The following is a 17,991-nucleotide window of genomic DNA, read 5'->3' on the forward strand; positions in this document are numbered from 1 at the left end:
AATAATAAAAATGAAAAAGCAGCTAGTTACCTTAGGATTATTATTCACAGCCGTATCCATAGGTGCACAGATGAGAAATACTGAGACCGATACGGTAAGAGTACAGACCATAGAAGACGTAAACCTCCATAAAACAGGGAATCCGAATAAGGCAAGACCATTATCCACCAAGTCTAATCTTACGGTAATGGAAAATCCACAGCCGATTGCCATTGTAACCCACGAAATCATTGAACAGCAGCAGGCCAAGCAGTTGAGTGATGTTCTTCAGAATGTAAATGGTATTTATATTACCTCATCAAGAGGAAATTCACAGGATAGTTTTGGGGGACGTGGTTTTATTTTAGGAAATGATAATATTTTCAAAAACGGATCGAGGATAAACAGCGGTGTTTTTCCGGAGATCAGCGGTCTTGAAAGAGTGGAAGTTTTAAAGGGTGCAAATGCAATGCTGTATGGAAATACTGCTGCCGGAGGTGTTATCAATATGATTACAAAAAAACCGAAATTTAATTTCGGAGGAAGCGTAGGATTAAATGCAGGAAGCTGGAACTCATACAAACCGACAGTAGATATTTACGGTCCGTTATCAAAAAATGTTGCTTTCAGGGTAAACGGTGCTTACGAATATGCGGAAAGCTTCAGAGATGTAGTGCAGTCTGAAAAGTATTATTTCAATCCTTCATTTGTATTTAATTTAAGTGAAAAATCACAATTAATTGTAGAGGCAGATTATCTTAAAAATGATTTTACACCGGATTTTGGAATAGGATCTATCACCAATAAAGATCAAAGCTACAGACTAAATGATGCAGTATCCAGAAATGTTTTCTTCGGAACAGACTGGCAATATCAAAACGTACAGCAGGCCTCAACAAACGTTACTTTTAATCATCAGTTTAACGAAAGATGGTCTTTGAACGCTACTGCATCTTATCAAAACTATACTAAAGATTATTTTTCTTCGGAGAGAATTCAGTGGATTTATGATACCAAAGATGCTACCGTAGATCCAAACAGGCTTTCCTGGAAGAGACCTTTTGGTAAAACTTATAACGAACAGAATTATACTTCTGCGCAGGTAAATATCAATGGAGAGTTCAACACTGGCAAAATTAACCATAAGGTTTTAATCGGGGCAGATGCAGATTACAGCCAGGCAGATGCCTATGCATATAATGTGAGCGCTCCTAGAAATCTTTTATATCTTGATGACCCTTCCACATGGGGCAGTATTGATATGCCTAATTCTACCCTTAATACTAAAAACAGGATCAATACAAGAAGAATAGGTTTGTATGCTCAGGATTTCATAAGCCTTACTAAAGCATGGAAAATAATTGCAGGCTTACGATGGTCTTATATAGAAAATATGCCTACGATAACCAGCCGTTTTACAACTAACGAAAAGTTTTTGGTAGACAATTCAGCAACTTCAGACCAGGCCGTTTCGCCTAAAGCAGGTATTGTTTATATGCCGAATGATAATCTTTCTGTTTTTGCAACGTATACTAATTCATTTGTATCCAATACAGGATATACTTCAGACCAGTTTGGTTCGGTAAATACTAATCTGCCGGTTCAGGATGTTCAAAATCAATTAAATGGACTTTCAAGACAAAGTTTAAAACCAACAACCGTTGATCAATATGAAGTTGGGGTTAAAAAGAATTTCTGGAACAACGCTTTGGCTGTTAATGTAACGGCTTACCAGATTATGTATAATAATTACTATCAGACTTATTGGTTCGCAGGGCCAAACGGTGCCCCGGTAAACTCTACAGATACCAACCTTAAAGAATTTGCAGGAAAAATGAGAAGCCGTGGTGTGGAGCTTGATATTACAGGAAATCCTACAGATAATCTGTCAATTATAGGAGGTTTTTCTTACAACAATTCTGTGTATATAGATACTCCGGAAAAAGGGTATGTAGAAAATCAGAGATTGGTAAGAACACCTGCAACAACTGCCAATGCATCTGTTTTATATAAGTTTACCAACTACGTAAAAGGCTTAAAAATAGGAGCGGGAATTTACTATATCGGCGACAGAATCGCAGGATGGAATGATACTAAATCCACCAATGTCAGCAGAAATGATGTAAGCAGAATGTTTGATTTAAAAGATTACACAACTGTTTCATTGTCTGTAGGCTATGAATGGAAAAAATTCTCAATCCAGGGCAAAGTGGGCAACCTGTTTGATGTTGTTAATTACAATGTTCATGAGAATTACTCTGTGAACCCGATTACTCCAAGAAATTACTATTTCACTTTGACCTACAAATTGTAACAATTTAATATTATTAATAATTTCTTCATTAAAAGTGGGAATTGCAAATTTGCAGTTCCCACTTTTCAACCTTAAAAACAAACAATAAGATATGGATAAAATCAAAGATACAAGAAGCTTCATGAGGATTACCCACCGATATCTGGGGTACTTTCTTGCAGGAATTATGGCTGTTTATGCAGTAAGCGGCGTCCTGCTGGTGTACAGGGATACCGATTTCCTGAAAAAGGAAAAAAAATATGAGAAGACCATTGAGAAAAACCTTACCGAAAAGGAACTGGGAAAAGAATTAAAAATAAAAAACCTGGAAGTGGAAAAAACGGAAGGCAGCATTTTAAAATTCAAACAGGGAACCTACAACTCTGCAACCGGTGAAGCAAAATACGCAAAAAAAGAGCTTCCTTTTGTTTTAGATAAAATGACAAAGCTTCACAAATCACAATCGAAAGACACACTTTCGCCACTAAATACCTTTTTTGGCATATCACTTTTCTTTTTTGTCATCTCAAGTTTCTGGATGTTTAACCCAAAAACAAAAGCTTTTAAGCGCGGAATAATTTTTACCATTGCAGGGCTTATAGTTTCTATTATTTTGTTATTTATTTAATTTTATAATATTTTAAAGTTAAAATTCGAAATAAAAGAATATTAATTTTAGTTAAATTAACAATTTTAAGAAAAATTCACTATGTGTTGACTACTATGGCACATTTCTTGTTTTTATCATGCTTTACAGATGATAAACATTAATTATTAAAAAAAATAAATTATGAAAAAACTAATTTTAACTGGAATATTAGCGGCAGCAGGTTTGATGACAACTATGAATGCTCAGATTCAACAAGGAAACTGGTTAGTAGGTAGTAGTTTAATATCAAGTAATTTCGGACTAAACACTGGTGGTGGTTATAATATTGCGATTCAACCTAAAGGAGCATACTTTATTAAAGATAATGTAGCAATTGGTGGGTATGTAGACTTGGGTATTTTAAAAACTACAAAAGGAAGTGAAACAGAATTTACTTACGGTGTAGGTGGATTGGGACGTTATTATCTTTCTCCGGGAGAAAAAGGTGTTGATAACTTATTGAACCACGGCCGTTGGTTCCTTGAAGGTAACGTAGGTATTGGAGGCAGATCAGTAGAGAGCGCAGATTCTACTACCGGTCTTGATTTCGGAGTAGGTCCTGGTTATTCTTACTTTATTACGCCTAACATCGGTCTTGAAGGTTTGGTAAAATATAGAGGCAGAGCAGGATTTGGAAGCGAAGGTTTGAACTCAAACATTACTTTCAACCTTGGATTCAGTATCTACATTCCAACATCAAAAGCAAAACAAGTGGTGAATGATGTAAAATAAATCACTTCACATCTACATACATACACGTATAAAATGAAAGCGCCGCAGAAATTCTGCGGCGCTTTTCGTACAAATTAAAACTAAACTATAAAAAATCAAATAAATCATGTATTAGGTTGAGGCGTATATCTCAGATACGGCTTTACTTCCGTTACTCCTTTCGGAAATATTTTTCGGGCATCTTCTGTAGAAACTGCAGGCGGAACAATCACATCATCGCCGTTATTCCAGTTGACAGGAGTTGCTATTTTATGGGAATCAACTAATTGGAGAGAATCCAGTACCCGTAGAATTTCATTGAAATTTCTTCCCGTTGAAGCCGGATACGTAATAATCAGCCTTACTTTTTTATCCGGATCTATTATTAATAACGAACGAACCGTTGCCGTTACCGAAGCGTTGGGATGGATAAAATCATATAATTCGGAAATTTTCCTGTCTTTATCCGCTATGATAGGGAATTGTACGGTGGTATTCTGGGTTTCATTAATGTCATTAATCCAGCTGAGATGATCATTAACATCATCTACACTTAGGGCAATGACCTTCGTCCCTCTTTTATCAAATTCTGATTTCAGTTTTGATGTATAACCAAGCTCCGTGGTACAAACAGGGGTAAAATCCGCCGGATGAGAAAATAAAATACCCCAGGAATCTCCCAGATATTCGTAAAAATCCAGATTACCGGCAGATGTTTCTGCCTGAAAATTGGGTGCTGTATCTCCTAGTTTAATTGACATAATATTTCGTTCTTGTTAGTCTACAAATTTAGTAGACTTTTTGAAACTGGCAAAATTTTTGATTAGAATTTTCATATTTTTAATCAAAATAATTTTTATGCAGAATAATGGCTTAAGCTATCTCGATGTCATCTATAAAGTCTTACAAAATTGGTATTTTAAATTTGCAGAAATCACTCCAAAGCTTATTGTGGGAATATTGGTTTTCTCGTTTTTCCTGATTACCAGCAAATATTTAAGCCAAATTGCCGTAAAATTATTTCATAAACTTTTTCCGAAAAGCAAAAAAGAAAGCTCTCTTGTTACACTGATCAGTATTTTCAGGTTTTTAATCATGATCATGGGTACATTTATTGCCTTAGAGATCATGGGGTTCAGCGGTTTTTTATGGAAATTCATAGGAAGTTTGGGAGTAGCAGGGGTTATCGCCGGTGTGGCTTTGAAAGATCTGGTTTCGAGTATATTCTCCGGAATGCTGATCGGAATTGATAAAGCCTTTAAAGTGGGAGATTATATCACGATCGGGATAAATTCCGGTACAGTTTCTGAGATTGGTTTTTTAACAACAAAAATTATTACCGACGACGGTAAAAAAGTGTATATACCCAACCAGGTTGTTTTTAATGCTCCTTTTGCTAATATTACCGCTTCACCTCAACGAAGAATTATTTTAAATTTTGAAATTCCGGCTGATGAGGATATTACAAAAGCCCAGACAGGGATTATGGAAATCATAAAAGGTCTGGAGAATGTAGACAGGCTGGATACTGCGGAAGTTATTTTTACGGATTTAAAGCAGGGAGTATTTACTATTCAGGCAAAATTCTGGCTGAAATTTGGTGCTAATATGGTGAACGTAAAAAGTGATGCAATTCTGAAAATCAAGCAGCGCCTTGATGCAGACGGAATTCAGCTGGTGACTCCTACAAGCATCAGTATTACAAATGGTGAAAATAATCTGACAATGGGAAATTCGGATAAATAAATCAAAAAAGCAGTTTCACACTGCTTTTTTGATTAATTATTTTCGTTTTGCTGATTTATTTTTTAAACTAATGCTGTCTCCTTTTGGAATTTTTGCCACGGAGTCTTCTTCAATTATTTTAGCCTCACCCATTACATAATCTTTGTTTACCGTATCCATTTCTATATCTGTCATCACAACCCCAGTGGTTACTGTACATACATCCTTTTGCTTACTGCAGCCCGTAAGAAACATAACTAAAGAAACTAGTGCAAATGTAATCCTGCTATTTTGAAAACCTGATGGAATGTACTTTAAAAACTGATCTCTAATTTTATCAGATTTAGAAATTGGTAAATCATTTAGCTGATGGTTATAAAATCTTCCACATACTGCTCCTTCCTTTTTTTCTTTAATGATCTGTTGAATTTCTTCAGATTGTTTTTCGGTAAAATCAATGACACATTTACTGCATACTGAGCAAAATCTTCCTTTTTCCCGAGGAGACATCATTTCCCAGTTTTCTGAGCAGGGATTTGGGATGTGTAGATTTTTCATGATAATAAGTTTTCCTTTACTACATTAAAAAACCGTTCCAAAAAAAATGAAACGGTTTTATTTTTATATAAAATTTCAGTATTAAGCTAAAACTTCTTTTACTTTATTTGCAGCTTCTTCTAAAGTAATTGCAGAGTGAACCGGAAGACCAGACTCGTCAATTAACTGCTTAGCTTCAACAGCGTTAGTTCCCTGTAATCTTACGATCAATGGAACCGGAAGGCTGCCCATCGCTTTATAAGCATCTACAACCCCTTGAGCAACTCTGTCACATCTTACGATACCTCCGAAGATGTTGATCAGGATAGCTTTTACGTTCGGGTCTCTTAAAATGATTCCGAAGGCAGTCTGTACTCTTTGAGCATCAGCAGTACCACCTACGTCCAGGAAGTTAGCCGGGTTACCACCAGATAATTTGATGATATCCATAGTTGCCATTGCAAGACCAGCTCCGTTTACCATACAAGCAACGTTACCATCCAGCTTTACGAAGTTAAGACCAGCTTCACCAGCTTCTACATCCATTGGATCTTCTTCTCTAGTATCTCTAAGCTCAGCAAGATCTTTGTGACGGAACAATGAGTTGTCATCCAAAGTTACTTTAGCATCTACAGCGATAATTTTGTTATCAGAAGTTTTCAATACAGGATTGATTTCGAAAAGAGAAGCATCAATTCCTGTGTAAGCATTGTATAAAGAAGCGATGAATTTTACGAATTCTTTGAACGCATTCCCTTCAAGACCTAAATTGAAAGCAATTTTTCTAGCCTGGAAACCTTGAAGACCTAAAGCAGGATCAATGATTTCTTTGTGGATCAAATGAGGAGTTACTTCAGCAACATGCTCAATATCCATACCTCCTTCAGTAGAATATACGATGGTATTTTTACCTTCAGCTCTGTCTAAAAGAATAGAAACATAAAATTCTTTAGTTTCTGACTCACCTGGATAATATACATCCTCTGCAACCAAAACAGAATTTACTTTTTTACCTTCAGCAGAAGTTTGCGGCGTGATAAGCTGCATCCCGATGATGTTCTGAGCGTTTTCTTTAAGCTTATCCATGTTTGGAGAGAACTTTACACCACCACCTTTACCACGGCCACCTGCGTGGATCTGAGCTTTTACTACCCATCCTTGAGCGCCGGTTTCAGCAGTTAGTTTTTCAGCAGCAGCTACAGCTTCATCTACGTTGTTTGCAACAAAACCACGTTGGATAGCTACTCCATACTTTGATAAAATCTCTTTTGATTGATACTCGTGAAGATTCATATTATTTTTATTATTTTATTTTAATAGTTAAAGGTTGACAAATTTACTAAAAAGACATGGAAGTTCAAGTTTATTGACTTAAAAATTAAAGTCCGCAGAACTTGATTTTTAGCATATCTCTGAAATTAGCCTTATTCTTCGGACAATTTTTCAGATTGTGATCCGATAAACGTGATTCTGGGTGCAAGAAAATACCCTGCTAAACTTGCAAAAAGTATCGGAACGAAGTATGTAAAACCTGTTAAAGTTCCCAAAATAATTGTTGTACTCATAGGAGTTCTGGTTACAGGCATTAATTAAGGCCATACAGCTTACGATGGCTAAAGTGGTATCAACAGTTGAAATTCTGCTAAAAAAATCAGTGAAATGTTCAAGGGCAATCCAATAAAGTCCGGCGATAATCCCCCCAACCAAACCCGTAATTGCCCATGAAAAAAGTACGGCTGAATACAAACGGATTAAACCTAATGGGCTGATCCAAAAGATTGAATGTTCGTATTAAGCGTCTTCTTCTGTTGATTTTCATTTAAATTGATTTTAAAATTGCAACTATCATTTTGTATTAATGTTTTGAGATGCTTCGACTCCGCTCAGCATGACATCTCTAATACTAACTGTTTCCATTAGCAGTTTATTTAACGGTGTCATGCTGAGCGGAGTCGAAGCATCTTTTATTTTATTCTTAAATTCTATTCTTAGCAAAGTAAAAAATCATCAATCCCCAGCTTAAAATCATTAGAAGGCCTCCAAGCGGAGTAATTGGTCCTAAAAACTTTAAGTTCATACCAAAATAATCCTGCAGGCTCAAACCATAGATACTAAAAGAGAACAGCATTGTCCCGGCAATCATTAGTATGGAAATCCATTTTTGTGATGATGTATCAAATTTTAAAATATAACCGGCAATCAATAAAAAGAATGCAGCATACATCTGATATCTTACTCCTGTTTCAAAGCTTTCCAGCCTTTCCACAGACAAATTTTTTTTCAAAGCGTGCGCGCCGAATGCACCCAAAATCACGGATAACATTCCGTAAACGGCACCAAAAACTAAGGTTATTGTTTTCATATTTTGTTTAATTACAATTTTCAAATTACGAATTACACTATCATTAAATCAGCAATTCCAAATAATATTACGCTTAAAATAATTAATATAGACTAAACGTAATTTGCAATTTCTACTTCGTAACTCTATTTAATAAGTCCTAATTTTATTTTTAATGTTTTTTGAATTGAACCAATAATTCTTATTAATTCATTCTGCATCATTTAAAAGAATATCTGCCTCAGAGATTTCTAAATAAGAAGAGTGTCTTAAAAGTTTAATCCAATAAATAGTCTCCCGCATTTCCTTATATGAAATGGTAATTTTTGTGAAAAAATCTTTATCTGTTTGCGCTCCAATCGCTTCTTCAATATTTGCTCCCACAGAAGTTCCGCTTCTTAACAATTGTTTAGACAATACAAATTCATGTTTTTCCTGTTTAAGATATTTATAATTTTCAAAGCAAAATCAAAACTTTTTTGTTGAACAATATTATCTTTTTTCATGATCAAAAAACGTAATTCGTAATTTCTAATTTGAAATTAATTCTCTCCTCTCATTCTATTAAATTCATTGATCACTTCATGATGACTCACTGTTTTATCTTTAAAATAGGTCACAAAATGTTGTTTTTCTTCTTCCGTTGCGCCTAATTGGTTTAAAATATTCAGCAAATGCATTTTCATGTGTCCTTTCTGAATTCCGGTTGTCACAAGGGAACGTAATGCTCCAAAATTCTGAGCCAGACCGGAAACCGCCAAAATACTCATCAATTCCTGAGCAGAAGGCTTTCCTAAAAGTGCCAGAGAGAATTTTACCAGCGGATGAAGATTCGTTAAACCTCCTACAACACCTACAGAAATCGGAAGATCAATCCAGAATCTGAAAATACCGTTATCAATTGTACAATGTGTGAGCGAACGGTACTGCCCGTCTTTCGCAGCGTATGCATGAGCGCAGGCTTCAGTTGCACGGAAATCATTTCCTGTCGCGATAACAACAGCATCTACCCCATTCATGATGCCTTTATTATGCGTAGTTGCACGGAAAGGCTCGATTTCAGCGATCGTAACTGCCTGCTTGAATTTTCTTGCGAACTCTTCATTGGAAATTCCGCTGTCGTCTTTTAAATCATCAATTTTACATGAAACCTCAGCTCTTACGATACAATCCGGTGTGAAGTTGGAAAGGATATTCATTACAATCTGCAGGGAATTTCTTTCTTCCTCTGTAAAATCTTCACTGATGGCAACTTCCTGCTTCAATGTTTTCCCGAACTGTTCCAGGCATGAATTTATGAAATTAGCCCCCATGGAATCCACTGTATCAAAGCTTGCTTTAAGCTGGTAATAATTCGGCATTTCGGCCGTTTTATCAATTAATTTAATGTCTAAAATCCCGCCGCCGCGCTTTCTCATATTGGCTGTAATATCTTCTGTAGCCTCAAATAATTTTTTCTTTAAATTAAAATTAAAAAAATGCTGCAGCTTATGAGATTCAACATTAAAAATAAAGTGGGTATGACCCAGCTTTTCATTATTGATGATTGTTGTTTTAAAACCTCCTTTATCAATCCAGAATTTAGCGGCCTTGGAAGCAGCGGCAACTACTGAACTTTCTTCAACAGCCATAGGAAGAGCGAATAATTTTCCGTCAATTAAAAAATTCGGAGCGATTCCGTAAGGCATATAAAAATTGGAGATCGTATTCTCTGAAAACTCTTCATGAAGCTTCTGAAGATCAGCGTTTTCGTTCCAATATTGTTTTAATATAGTTTGATATTCTTCGTTTCCGTCAAGATATTCGTTTACGAGCCAATCGATTTTTCCCTGCTTTGTAATTTTGGAAAAACCTTCTACCGGTTTATGATTCATAACATAAATTTAATGACCGTAAATATAGTAAATTTGTCTCTGTAAACTGTGGATAACTTCCATGAAAAAAGGTTGACATTTGTCAATTTTGGAATTAAATTTGGACAGAAAACTTAAGTTTTAAACCACAAAAGTCACAAAAGCTTTTACACTTTAGAAATTAAAAAGTTTAATATAATGCTTAAAAAGTACACTTCAGTTTATTAAAAATCTTAGATTTTATTTTGTTAGCTTTTAATTATCAAATTATTTAGACTTAAAATCTTTATGACTTTTATATTAAAAAATTATAAAAAATATGAATTTTGACCGCCTGAAAGAAAAACTCGAAATCCTTGCCGATGCAGCGAAATATGATGTTTCCTGCTCATCCAGCGGAGGATTGAGAAAGAATAAAAAAGGCGCTTTGGGAGACAGTTCCACGAGCGGGATCTGTCATACCTATACCGAAGACGGGCGGTGCGTTTCGCTACTCAAAATTCTATTGACCAATCATTGTATTTACGACTGCGCTTATTGTGTTTCCAGAAGCTCAAACGATATCAAAAGAGCTGCTTTTACAGTGGAAGAAGTCGTTGATTTAACCATTAACTTTTACCGGAGAAATTATATAGAAGGCTTATTTCTAAGCTCAGGAATTTTCAAAAATGCAGATACCACGATGGAACGCCTGGTTCGCGTGGCGAAAAAATTAAGACTTGAAGAAAATTTTAACGGCTATATTCATTTAAAATCAATTCCGGGAGCGAGTGATGAATTAATGAACGAAGCCGCTTTGTATGCCGACCGTTTATCTGTAAATCTTGAAATTCCCACGGAAAGCGGACTAAAGTTATTAGCCCCAGAAAAAAACCGACAGGATATGCTCAATCCTATGAAATATATTCAAAATGGAATTGCGCAGAATAAAGATGAGAAGAAAATCTTCAGGAAAGTTCCGAAGTTTGCTCCGGCGGGCCAGTCTACGCAAATGATTGTAGGTGCTACCAATGAAAATGACTTACAAATTATCAAAGTAGCCGATCATTTTTATAAAAATTTTAATCTTAAAAGAGTTTATTACTCCGGATATGTACCGGTTTTAGAAGATAAAAGACTGCCGGCTTTAACGACGGAAGTGCCTATGCTTCGGGAAAACCGCTTGTACCAATCGGATTGGCTGATGCGTTTCTATGGATTTAAAGCTGATGAAATTCTGGATCCGAATATGCCGTTTCTCGATCTCGAAGTCGACCCGAAATTAAGCTGGGCATTGCGGCATCTGGATCAGTTTCCTGTTAATCTTCAGACTGCAGACTATCAGATGATTTTGAGAATTCCGGGAATCGGGGTGAAAACAGCAAAAAAAATTGTGAATGCAAGACGCTTCCAGATTCTGAATATTGATCATCTGAAAAAATTGGGTGCTGCCGTGAACCGCGCCCGCTATTTTATTGATTTTAATGCAGGAAATGCTTACTTGAAATATTTAACGGATATTAATCTAAGGAAATTATTGATTGGAGGAAGTTCTTCGAAATTTCACAATCAGTTTTCGCAGCAGCTGACTTTATTTTGAGTTTAATATGAGAACAAAGAAAGCCTTACGATACGATGAACAAAAAATAAGAGACATCGAAAAAGCTATTTCAAGATTCTCTCAACAATTCATGTCAAACTCTAAGTGGGTCAGATTAATTGATACAATTATTGACCATGCTCAAGAATTCAAGAAAATTCAATTTAAAAAAATTCAAAGTGATAGAATTGGAGAATTGTATTTAAATGAAAATAGCATTTTTGAATTTGATTATTGGCAAACGGGATTTGAAGGAAATAACTCTTTTGGTGAATGGTTAGAATATAAAGAAATTGAATTATTAATTTTCCCCAAAACATCAAATCAGAATCTATTTAAAATCAAAGAGATTATAAACAATATTGGTGAATTTTATTTAGAAATTGATGAAAATGCTTTATATTTAATTTGTTATAAAGAATGATCTTTCCAACACTAATTACAAATATTTTGCACAATTTGCACAAATCGTTTTTAAAAGCTCTTTTAAAACCCCTAATAATACATTAAGACTCTACAAACTGGATGAAAATAAATTACCATCATTAATCTTAATCAATGACAACTCTACTCTATGATGGAAGCTTCGACGGACTTTTTACAGCGATATTTGAAGTTTTCGAATACCGTTATAAAGATGTGGAAATTGTAAGCAGAAAAAGGTTTCATCAGGAAAATATTTTTGCGGAAATTCATGAAGTCATTACCCAGAATGATAAATCTGAAAGAGTTTTAAATAAACTGGAAGAAAACACCGGAAAATCCGGGATCCATGAGCTTTTAAAAGTATTTTTATCAGAAGATCCGGAAATGGAACACCTTATTTTATCCGCCGTGAAGCAATCCATAAAACATCCGGAAGAAAATATCCTGCAGAACTATGCAGACAATGATATTTTGAAAATCTCTAAAATCTGCAAGTCTGTAAGCCGTGAAAGACACCGTATGACCGCTTTTGTACGTTTTGAGAAAATGCAGGATGATGTTTTTTTTGCTAAAATAGATCCCGATTTTAATGTGCTTCCTTTAATTCGAAAACATTTTAAAGACCGTTATCAGGATCAGAAATGGATGATTTATGATCTGAGAAGACATTACGGGTTGCTCTATGATCTGGAAAGCTGTGACTTTTTTTATCCTGAAGAAAAATTAGACTTAAGCAGGTACCAACAGAAATTTCATGATGAAGAAACACAGTATCAAACCTTGTGGCAACGGTATTTTACAAAAACCAATATTGTGGAAAGAAAAAATCTTAAGCTGCATATCCAGCATGTTCCCAAGAGGTATTGGAAGTATCTTACTGAGAAAAATTAAATATAATTCTCGCTGATTTAGCTGATAACGCTGATTTTTTTTAGCCTTAATCCTTGTCAAGGTTCAGAACCTTGACAAGGATTACTTCATTTAAATATTAAACAATCCAAGCCAAATAAAAGGTTAATTTTTTAAGCTTATAAATTTTAGAAGTTTTTTAATAACTTATATTCAAAACTCTTATGAAGTTACTGCAATTATCTGAACTTGTTTTTGTAAATTTGTGTTCGAAATTTTTTACTAGATGAAAGAGAGTGCTGTAAAAAAAATTGCAGTTCTTACCTCTGGAGGTGACTCTCCGGGTATGAATGCAGCATTAAGAGCGGTGGTAAGAACCGCAAACTACTATAATATCGAATGCTACGGAGTAAGAGAAGGCTACAACGGTCTTATCCACGATGATTTCCTGAAAATGGGGCCTCGTTCCGTAAAAAATATAATCAACCAGGGCGGAACTATTCTGAAATCTGCCAGATCCCAGGAGTTTAGAACCAAAGAAGGTCGCCAAAAGGCTTATGATAATTGTGTAAAGCTTGGAATAGACGGTTTGGTATGCATAGGAGGAGACGGAACATTCACAGGGGCTAAAATCTTTAATGAAGAATTTGGGATTCGTGTGATCGGTGTACCGGGAACAATCGACAACGATATTTTCGGAACAGACAATACAATCGGCTATGATACCGCATTGAATACCGCAATGGAAGCAATTGACAAAATCCGTGATACGGCAACTTCCCACAACAGAGTTTTCTTTGTGGAGGTGATGGGCCGTGATGCAGGTTTTATTGCTTTAAACAGCGGATTGGCAACCGGTGCACTGGATATTCTTATTCCTGAAAAAAAAGACAGTATCGATGAGCTTTTCGCTAATTTCAGAAGTGCGGAAAAAACAGGAAAAGCATCCAGTATTGTAGTGGTAGCAGAAGGTGAAAAACTAGCTAACATTTATGAATTAGCAGAAAAAACAAAAAAGGAATTCCCTGATTATGACATTCGTGTTGCGATTTTGGGACACATGCAGAGAGGAGGTTCTCCAAGCTGCGCAGACAGAGTGTTGGCGAGCAGGCTGGGTTACGGAGCCGTAACAGGATTAATGGAAGGACAAACAAACGTAATGGCCGGAATGCGTTCCAACGATTTGGTGTACACACCAATTGAAGAAGCCATTAAAAAACATAACGAAATCAATAAAGACCTTTTACTGATTTCAGAAATTTTAGCAATCTAATATTTTATAATTTAAAACAAACTATTATGTCAACAATTAAAGTAGGTATCAACGGGTTTGGTAGAATTGGACGTCTTGTTTTCAGAGCAATGACTGAAAGAGATAACATCGAAGTAGTAGGAATCAATGACCTTATCGATGCTACATACATGGCTTATATGCTTAAATATGATTCTGTACACGGTATTTTCCCGGGTGAGGTTTCTGTAGAAGGAAATGACCTTGTGGTAAACGGAAAAAGAATCAGAGTAACAGCAGAAAGAGACCCGAACAACCTAAAATGGAACGAAATCGGTGCAGATTACATCGTAGAATCTACCGGTTTATTCCTTGATAAAGAAAATGCTGCAAAGCACATCAACGCTGGTGCAAAAAAAGTGATCCTTTCTGCTCCTTCTAAAGATGATACGCCAATGTTCGTAATGGGTGTAAACCATAAAGAACTTACTGATGATATCAAAATCTTATCAAACGCTTCTTGTACTACAAACTGTTTAGCTCCTTTGGCTAAAGTAATCCACGATAACTTCGGAATCGTAGAAGGTTTAATGACAACGGTACATGCTACAACAGCAACTCAGAAAACAGTTGACGGTCCTTCAATGAAAGACTGGAGAGGTGGTAGAGCTGCTCTTAATAATATTATCCCTTCTTCTACAGGAGCTGCAAAAGCGGTAGGAAAAGTAATTCCTTCACTAAATGGAAAATTAACAGGTATGTCATTCAGAGTACCAACTGTAGACGTTTCTGTAGTGGATTTAACTGTGAGAATTGAAAAAGCTGCTTCTTATGAAGAAATCTGTTCAGTAATCAAAGCTGCTTCTGAAGGTGAATTGAAAGGTATTCTTGGATACACTGAAGATGCTGTAGTTTCTCAGGATTTCGTAGGAGATAAGAGAACTTCAATCTTCGATAAAGATGCTGGTATAATGCTTTCTCCTAACTTCGTAAAACTTGTTTCTTGGTATGACAACGAAATGGGATACTCAAACAAGTTAGTTGATATGCTGGTACACGCTGCTTCTTTGTCATAAGCAATCAGCAATGAGTAATATAAAACCTTCCGATTTGGAAGGTTTTTTTTGTTTTTGTAACTTTAAATTAAAATTCGTCTTTATGGATAATAGAACTTTTCAGGAAAAGTCAGGATTTCCAAAGCTTTTTATCGTTATTCTCGTTTTTCAGGCCATTGTGATGTCTCTGGTTCTAATGAAAGAAAAAGAATCTCTCATGATTGTTCTTTACGTAAGCCTTCCCTTGATTTTATTATTTGCTTTCTCTTTTTTAAAACTAAATTTAAATAAAGACTATTTCGAATATAATTTCTTTCCCTTTACCTTTAAATCCACAAAAATCAGCTGGAACGATATCCGTGAAATTCAGATTGTCAATACAGATCCTATTTTCGATTTCGGAGGCTGGGGCATCCGTCTTTCGAAAAAATATGGAAAAGCTTTTATTACAGGAAATAATGAAATCATTTTTTTAAAATTAAAAAATGGAAAAAAGCGTGCTTTCTCTTTGAAAAATAAAGAGGAATTGTTGAGATTCTTAGACGAGAATAAGATTAAATATGGAATTTAAAATATTTTATATCCTACTCCAATCCCCAACCAAGGTTTTTTATTGTGATTCCATATTTCTGCATCTTCTCCAATAGCATAATCAAAGCCTAAAAAAGCACCGAAATTAATACTATTATAAGAATATGTAAATCCAAATGCAAAGGACCCTAAGCCTTTCGTAAATTCAGAATCATCAAGAATAGGAGTTTTGGATAAATTGGTATTGGATTTATTCAATTTTACAGAAGAGGCTCCTAATAAAATTCCGCCGGTAATTTTCCAAGTATTTTCCTTCGTGCCAACTTCTTCCTGGTAAAGATAATTAGTTCTTCCAAAAGAATATCCTACAAAAAAATTACCGTTAATACCTGTAGAAAAATCTTCTTTGAGACCATTCTTTCCCTTAAACCTATATTTTACAGGGATTGTAATCGCATTTACAGTCCAGCTTTTTGTCCATAGACTAATATTTTCCCGATTTTTCAATTTGTAAAAATATACCGTATTATTATCAACGTTTTTATTCTCTGATAAATAGGGGTTTACAATTAGTTTATCTTTAGATACAGCAACCATGGCTTTCACTCTATAGTTTAGATTGGCATCCACAGTTTCAGATTTGGTAAATGTTTTAAAAAAAGCTTCATCAACAATAATCTCTTTTATAACTTCCAGTTCTTTACCGGACACATTAACCTTTTGTACCAGCTTGATCTTATCACCAATATTATATCCTTTAGTCAATTCCTTCTTATCATTCTCATCTAAATCTTCATACTTTCTTTGAATTTCTTTTTTCAATGTATGTCCGTTTACAAGACTATTTGGAATCAGATAATGTTTTTTAAATTCTTCCTGCCCGAACATTACACCTGCAGTATTTAGTAGCAAGAGTAATAAAATTTTTGTTTTCATGGTTATTAATTTTTATACAAATTTTCAAAATTCATGAACACAAAAAAATTACCCGTTTGTGTGATTTTAATGAAAAATTTTCCAGATCAAAATAATGAATCCTCCACAAAATTGCAGAGGATTCAAGTTTATCATTTTCAAACAGCTAACAGAAAATTCTAAACTATTTTTGACATTTTGATAAATGGTTGTGATGGATTAACATTCTTCACGAAAATTATGAAGAATAAACTGTAAAAAATAACAGTTTTAGAAAACGAGTTTCCATGGTTATTGGCTACTACAAATTTTAAAATTAAATCGATACAAAAAAATACCACAAAAGAGGTATTTTTAAGAAAACTTTAACTATTTTAGAACAAACTAAAATATGGACGATTCAGAGAAAAAACATCCCTTAATTGAAGTTTGGAATTCCTATTCCGGGATCAGAAAAGAAAACCGGAATATTTCAAATATTCCTCCTATTGAGCGCATTATCGGCGAGATGTTTGCCATTGGTGAGTTTTATTATTATGTTTTAAATCTTACCAACAGTACTATTTCCCATCATCATCCTAATGTTTTAAAGCTTCATGGCCTGAAAAAATATCCGGAAAATTTAAAAGAGATTATAGACCTTACCCATCCTGATGACCTGGAATTCATCATGAAAGCCGAACAAAAGGTGGTTGAGAAATTAAAGGAAATCGGGAAAGAACATCAATTATTTTTTAAATGCAGCTATTGCTTCAGAATGAAAACTGCTAAAGGAAATTATGAGCTCTTCCATCATCAGGCCGTTCTCACGATGGAAGATGAAGACCAAAATCTTATTCAATCCATTAATATCCACACAAATATTAACCATATTACAAAAGAAAATCCGCACACCGTCCTTATTTCAGGAATTGGACCGAGAAATGATTTCCATCAAATTAAAATTGAAAATCATTCAACAGAAAAAGATTTTTTTGAAATAAATTTAACCAAAAGAGAAACTGAAATCTTATCGCTCATTGCAAAAGGGTATTCCGCTCCGGAGATATCAAAAATATTAATCTTATCAGAGCACACAGTCCGTACCCATCGTAAAAACATTCTGGCAAAAACCAACTCAAGAAACAGCAAAGAACTCCTGAAAAAAGCCTTTGAATGGGGATTGGTTTAATATAAATAGTGAGTTTGCTTCGAGTCAATAGTGAATTAATAGATTAATTTGATAAAAAAATTCACAAGCAAAGCGAATTTACAATTCACAATTCACTTCTAAACCCTGATAAATCTCACAGAGGAATTTCGGCGCAAAACTTGTAT

The 17,991-nt window shown here is 34.9% G+C and carries 19 protein-coding genes; 11 read left to right on the forward strand and 8 right to left on the reverse strand.

What is annotated here, in order from left to right:
- Nucleotides 1-10 precede the first annotated feature (10 nt).
- The 3 genes from H560_RS0116020 (at nt 11) to H560_RS0116030 (ending at nt 3,653) form a co-directional block, all read left to right on the forward strand.
- Entirely contained in the window at nt 11-2,293 is a 2,283-nt protein-coding gene (locus H560_RS0116020; RefSeq protein WP_027380964.1) for a TonB-dependent siderophore receptor, read from the forward strand.
- A 91-nt stretch (nt 2,294-2,384) separates the two neighbouring features.
- On the forward strand, nt 2,385-2,900 hold the full coding sequence (locus H560_RS0116025; protein WP_027380965.1) for a membrane protein: 516 nt from the start codon (nt 2,385-2,387) through the stop codon (nt 2,898-2,900).
- Between the two features lie 162 nt (nt 2,901-3,062).
- The gene (locus H560_RS0116030) at nt 3,063-3,653 is read left to right on the forward strand and encodes a hypothetical protein (RefSeq protein ID WP_027380966.1); all 591 of its coding nucleotides are present in this window, start codon (nt 3,063-3,065) and stop codon (nt 3,651-3,653) included.
- A 104-nt stretch (nt 3,654-3,757) separates the two neighbouring features.
- Here the strand turns inward: H560_RS0116030 and H560_RS0116035 are convergent, their stop codons facing one another.
- Complete coding sequence (locus H560_RS0116035; protein ID WP_027380967.1) at nt 3,758-4,393, reverse strand: peroxiredoxin; 636 nt, start codon at nt 4,391-4,393, stop codon at nt 3,758-3,760.
- A 97-nt stretch (nt 4,394-4,490) separates the two neighbouring features.
- Between H560_RS0116035 and H560_RS0116040 the strand changes: the two genes are divergently transcribed.
- Nucleotides 4,491-5,378, forward strand: coding sequence for a mechanosensitive ion channel family protein (locus tag H560_RS0116040; RefSeq protein ID WP_027380968.1), 888 nt, complete (start codon nt 4,491-4,493; stop codon nt 5,376-5,378).
- A 36-nt stretch (nt 5,379-5,414) separates the two neighbouring features.
- Here the strand turns inward: H560_RS0116040 and H560_RS22530 are convergent, their stop codons facing one another.
- The 6 genes from H560_RS22530 to H560_RS0116075 all read right to left on the reverse strand — a co-directional run bounded on the left by H560_RS22530 (nt 5,415) and on the right by H560_RS0116075 (nt 10,109).
- On the reverse strand, nt 5,415-5,915 hold the full coding sequence (locus H560_RS22530; RefSeq protein WP_027380969.1) for a hypothetical protein: 501 nt from the start codon (nt 5,913-5,915) through the stop codon (nt 5,415-5,417).
- An 81-nt stretch (nt 5,916-5,996) separates the two neighbouring features.
- The gene (gene sucC, locus H560_RS0116050; protein WP_027380970.1) at nt 5,997-7,187 is read right to left on the reverse strand and encodes an ADP-forming succinate--CoA ligase subunit beta; all 1,191 of its coding nucleotides are present in this window, start codon (nt 7,185-7,187) and stop codon (nt 5,997-5,999) included.
- 131 nt (nt 7,188-7,318) lie between these two features.
- The gene (locus H560_RS22765) at nt 7,319-7,459 is read right to left on the reverse strand and encodes a hypothetical protein (RefSeq protein ID WP_316929366.1); all 141 of its coding nucleotides are present in this window, start codon (nt 7,457-7,459) and stop codon (nt 7,319-7,321) included.
- 410 nt (nt 7,460-7,869) lie between these two features.
- Nucleotides 7,870-8,256 carry a DUF423 domain-containing protein gene (locus H560_RS0116065; protein ID WP_027380971.1) on the reverse strand — a complete coding sequence of 129 codons (387 nt, stop codon included), beginning with the start codon at nt 8,254-8,256 and terminating at the stop codon, nt 7,870-7,872.
- Nucleotides 8,257-8,445: 189 nt separating this feature from the next.
- Nucleotides 8,446-8,652, reverse strand: coding sequence for a four helix bundle protein (locus H560_RS23710; protein WP_316929367.1), 207 nt, complete (start codon nt 8,650-8,652; stop codon nt 8,446-8,448).
- 125 nt (nt 8,653-8,777) lie between these two features.
- A complete protein-coding gene (locus H560_RS0116075; RefSeq protein WP_027380972.1) occupies nt 8,778-10,109 on the reverse strand; it encodes a hydroxymethylglutaryl-CoA reductase, degradative in 1,332 nt (443 codons plus the stop codon).
- 298 nt (nt 10,110-10,407) lie between these two features.
- Here H560_RS0116075 and H560_RS0116080 point away from each other — a divergent pair, with 298 nt between their 5' ends.
- The 6 genes from H560_RS0116080 to H560_RS22535 all read left to right on the forward strand — a co-directional run bounded on the left by H560_RS0116080 (nt 10,408) and on the right by H560_RS22535 (nt 15,799).
- Complete coding sequence (locus H560_RS0116080) at nt 10,408-11,667, forward strand: putative DNA modification/repair radical SAM protein (protein ID WP_027380973.1); 1,260 nt, start codon at nt 10,408-10,410, stop codon at nt 11,665-11,667.
- Nucleotides 11,668-11,674: 7 nt separating this feature from the next.
- Nucleotides 11,675-12,091, forward strand: a complete 417-nt coding sequence (locus tag H560_RS0116085) for a hypothetical protein (protein WP_027380974.1) — start codon at nt 11,675-11,677, stop codon at nt 12,089-12,091.
- Nucleotides 12,092-12,225: 134 nt separating this feature from the next.
- Nucleotides 12,226-12,984 carry a TIGR03915 family putative DNA repair protein gene (locus H560_RS0116090; protein ID WP_027380975.1) on the forward strand — a complete coding sequence of 253 codons (759 nt, stop codon included), beginning with the start codon at nt 12,226-12,228 and terminating at the stop codon, nt 12,982-12,984.
- A 244-nt stretch (nt 12,985-13,228) separates the two neighbouring features.
- Nucleotides 13,229-14,215, forward strand: coding sequence for a 6-phosphofructokinase (gene pfkA / locus H560_RS0116095; protein WP_027380976.1), 987 nt, complete (start codon nt 13,229-13,231; stop codon nt 14,213-14,215).
- Nucleotides 14,216-14,241: 26 nt separating this feature from the next.
- Nucleotides 14,242-15,249 carry a type I glyceraldehyde-3-phosphate dehydrogenase gene (gap, locus tag H560_RS0116100; RefSeq protein WP_027380977.1) on the forward strand — a complete coding sequence of 336 codons (1,008 nt, stop codon included), beginning with the start codon at nt 14,242-14,244 and terminating at the stop codon, nt 15,247-15,249.
- 82 nt (nt 15,250-15,331) lie between these two features.
- On the forward strand, nt 15,332-15,799 hold the full coding sequence (locus tag H560_RS22535; RefSeq protein ID WP_027380978.1) for a hypothetical protein: 468 nt from the start codon (nt 15,332-15,334) through the stop codon (nt 15,797-15,799).
- On the opposite strand, the gene H560_RS0116110 is transcribed toward H560_RS22535, so the two are convergent.
- Nucleotides 15,796-16,695 (reverse strand): hypothetical protein, encoded by a 900-nt coding sequence (locus H560_RS0116110; protein ID WP_027380979.1) that lies wholly within the window; start codon nt 16,693-16,695, stop codon nt 15,796-15,798. The two genes, H560_RS22535 and H560_RS0116110, sit on opposite strands and share 4 nt — an antisense overlap.
- A 370-nt stretch (nt 16,696-17,065) precedes the next feature.
- Between H560_RS0116110 and H560_RS0116120 the strand changes: the two genes are divergently transcribed.
- Nucleotides 17,066-17,845, forward strand: a complete 780-nt coding sequence (locus tag H560_RS0116120) for a response regulator transcription factor (RefSeq protein WP_027380980.1) — start codon at nt 17,066-17,068, stop codon at nt 17,843-17,845.
- The last annotated feature ends 146 nt before the right edge of the window (nt 17,846-17,991 follow it).

Origin of the sequence: Chryseobacterium daeguense DSM 19388, from assembly GCF_000430825.1 — a bacterium.
Classification (GTDB): Bacteria; Bacteroidota; Bacteroidia; order Flavobacteriales; family Weeksellaceae; genus Chryseobacterium; species Chryseobacterium daeguense.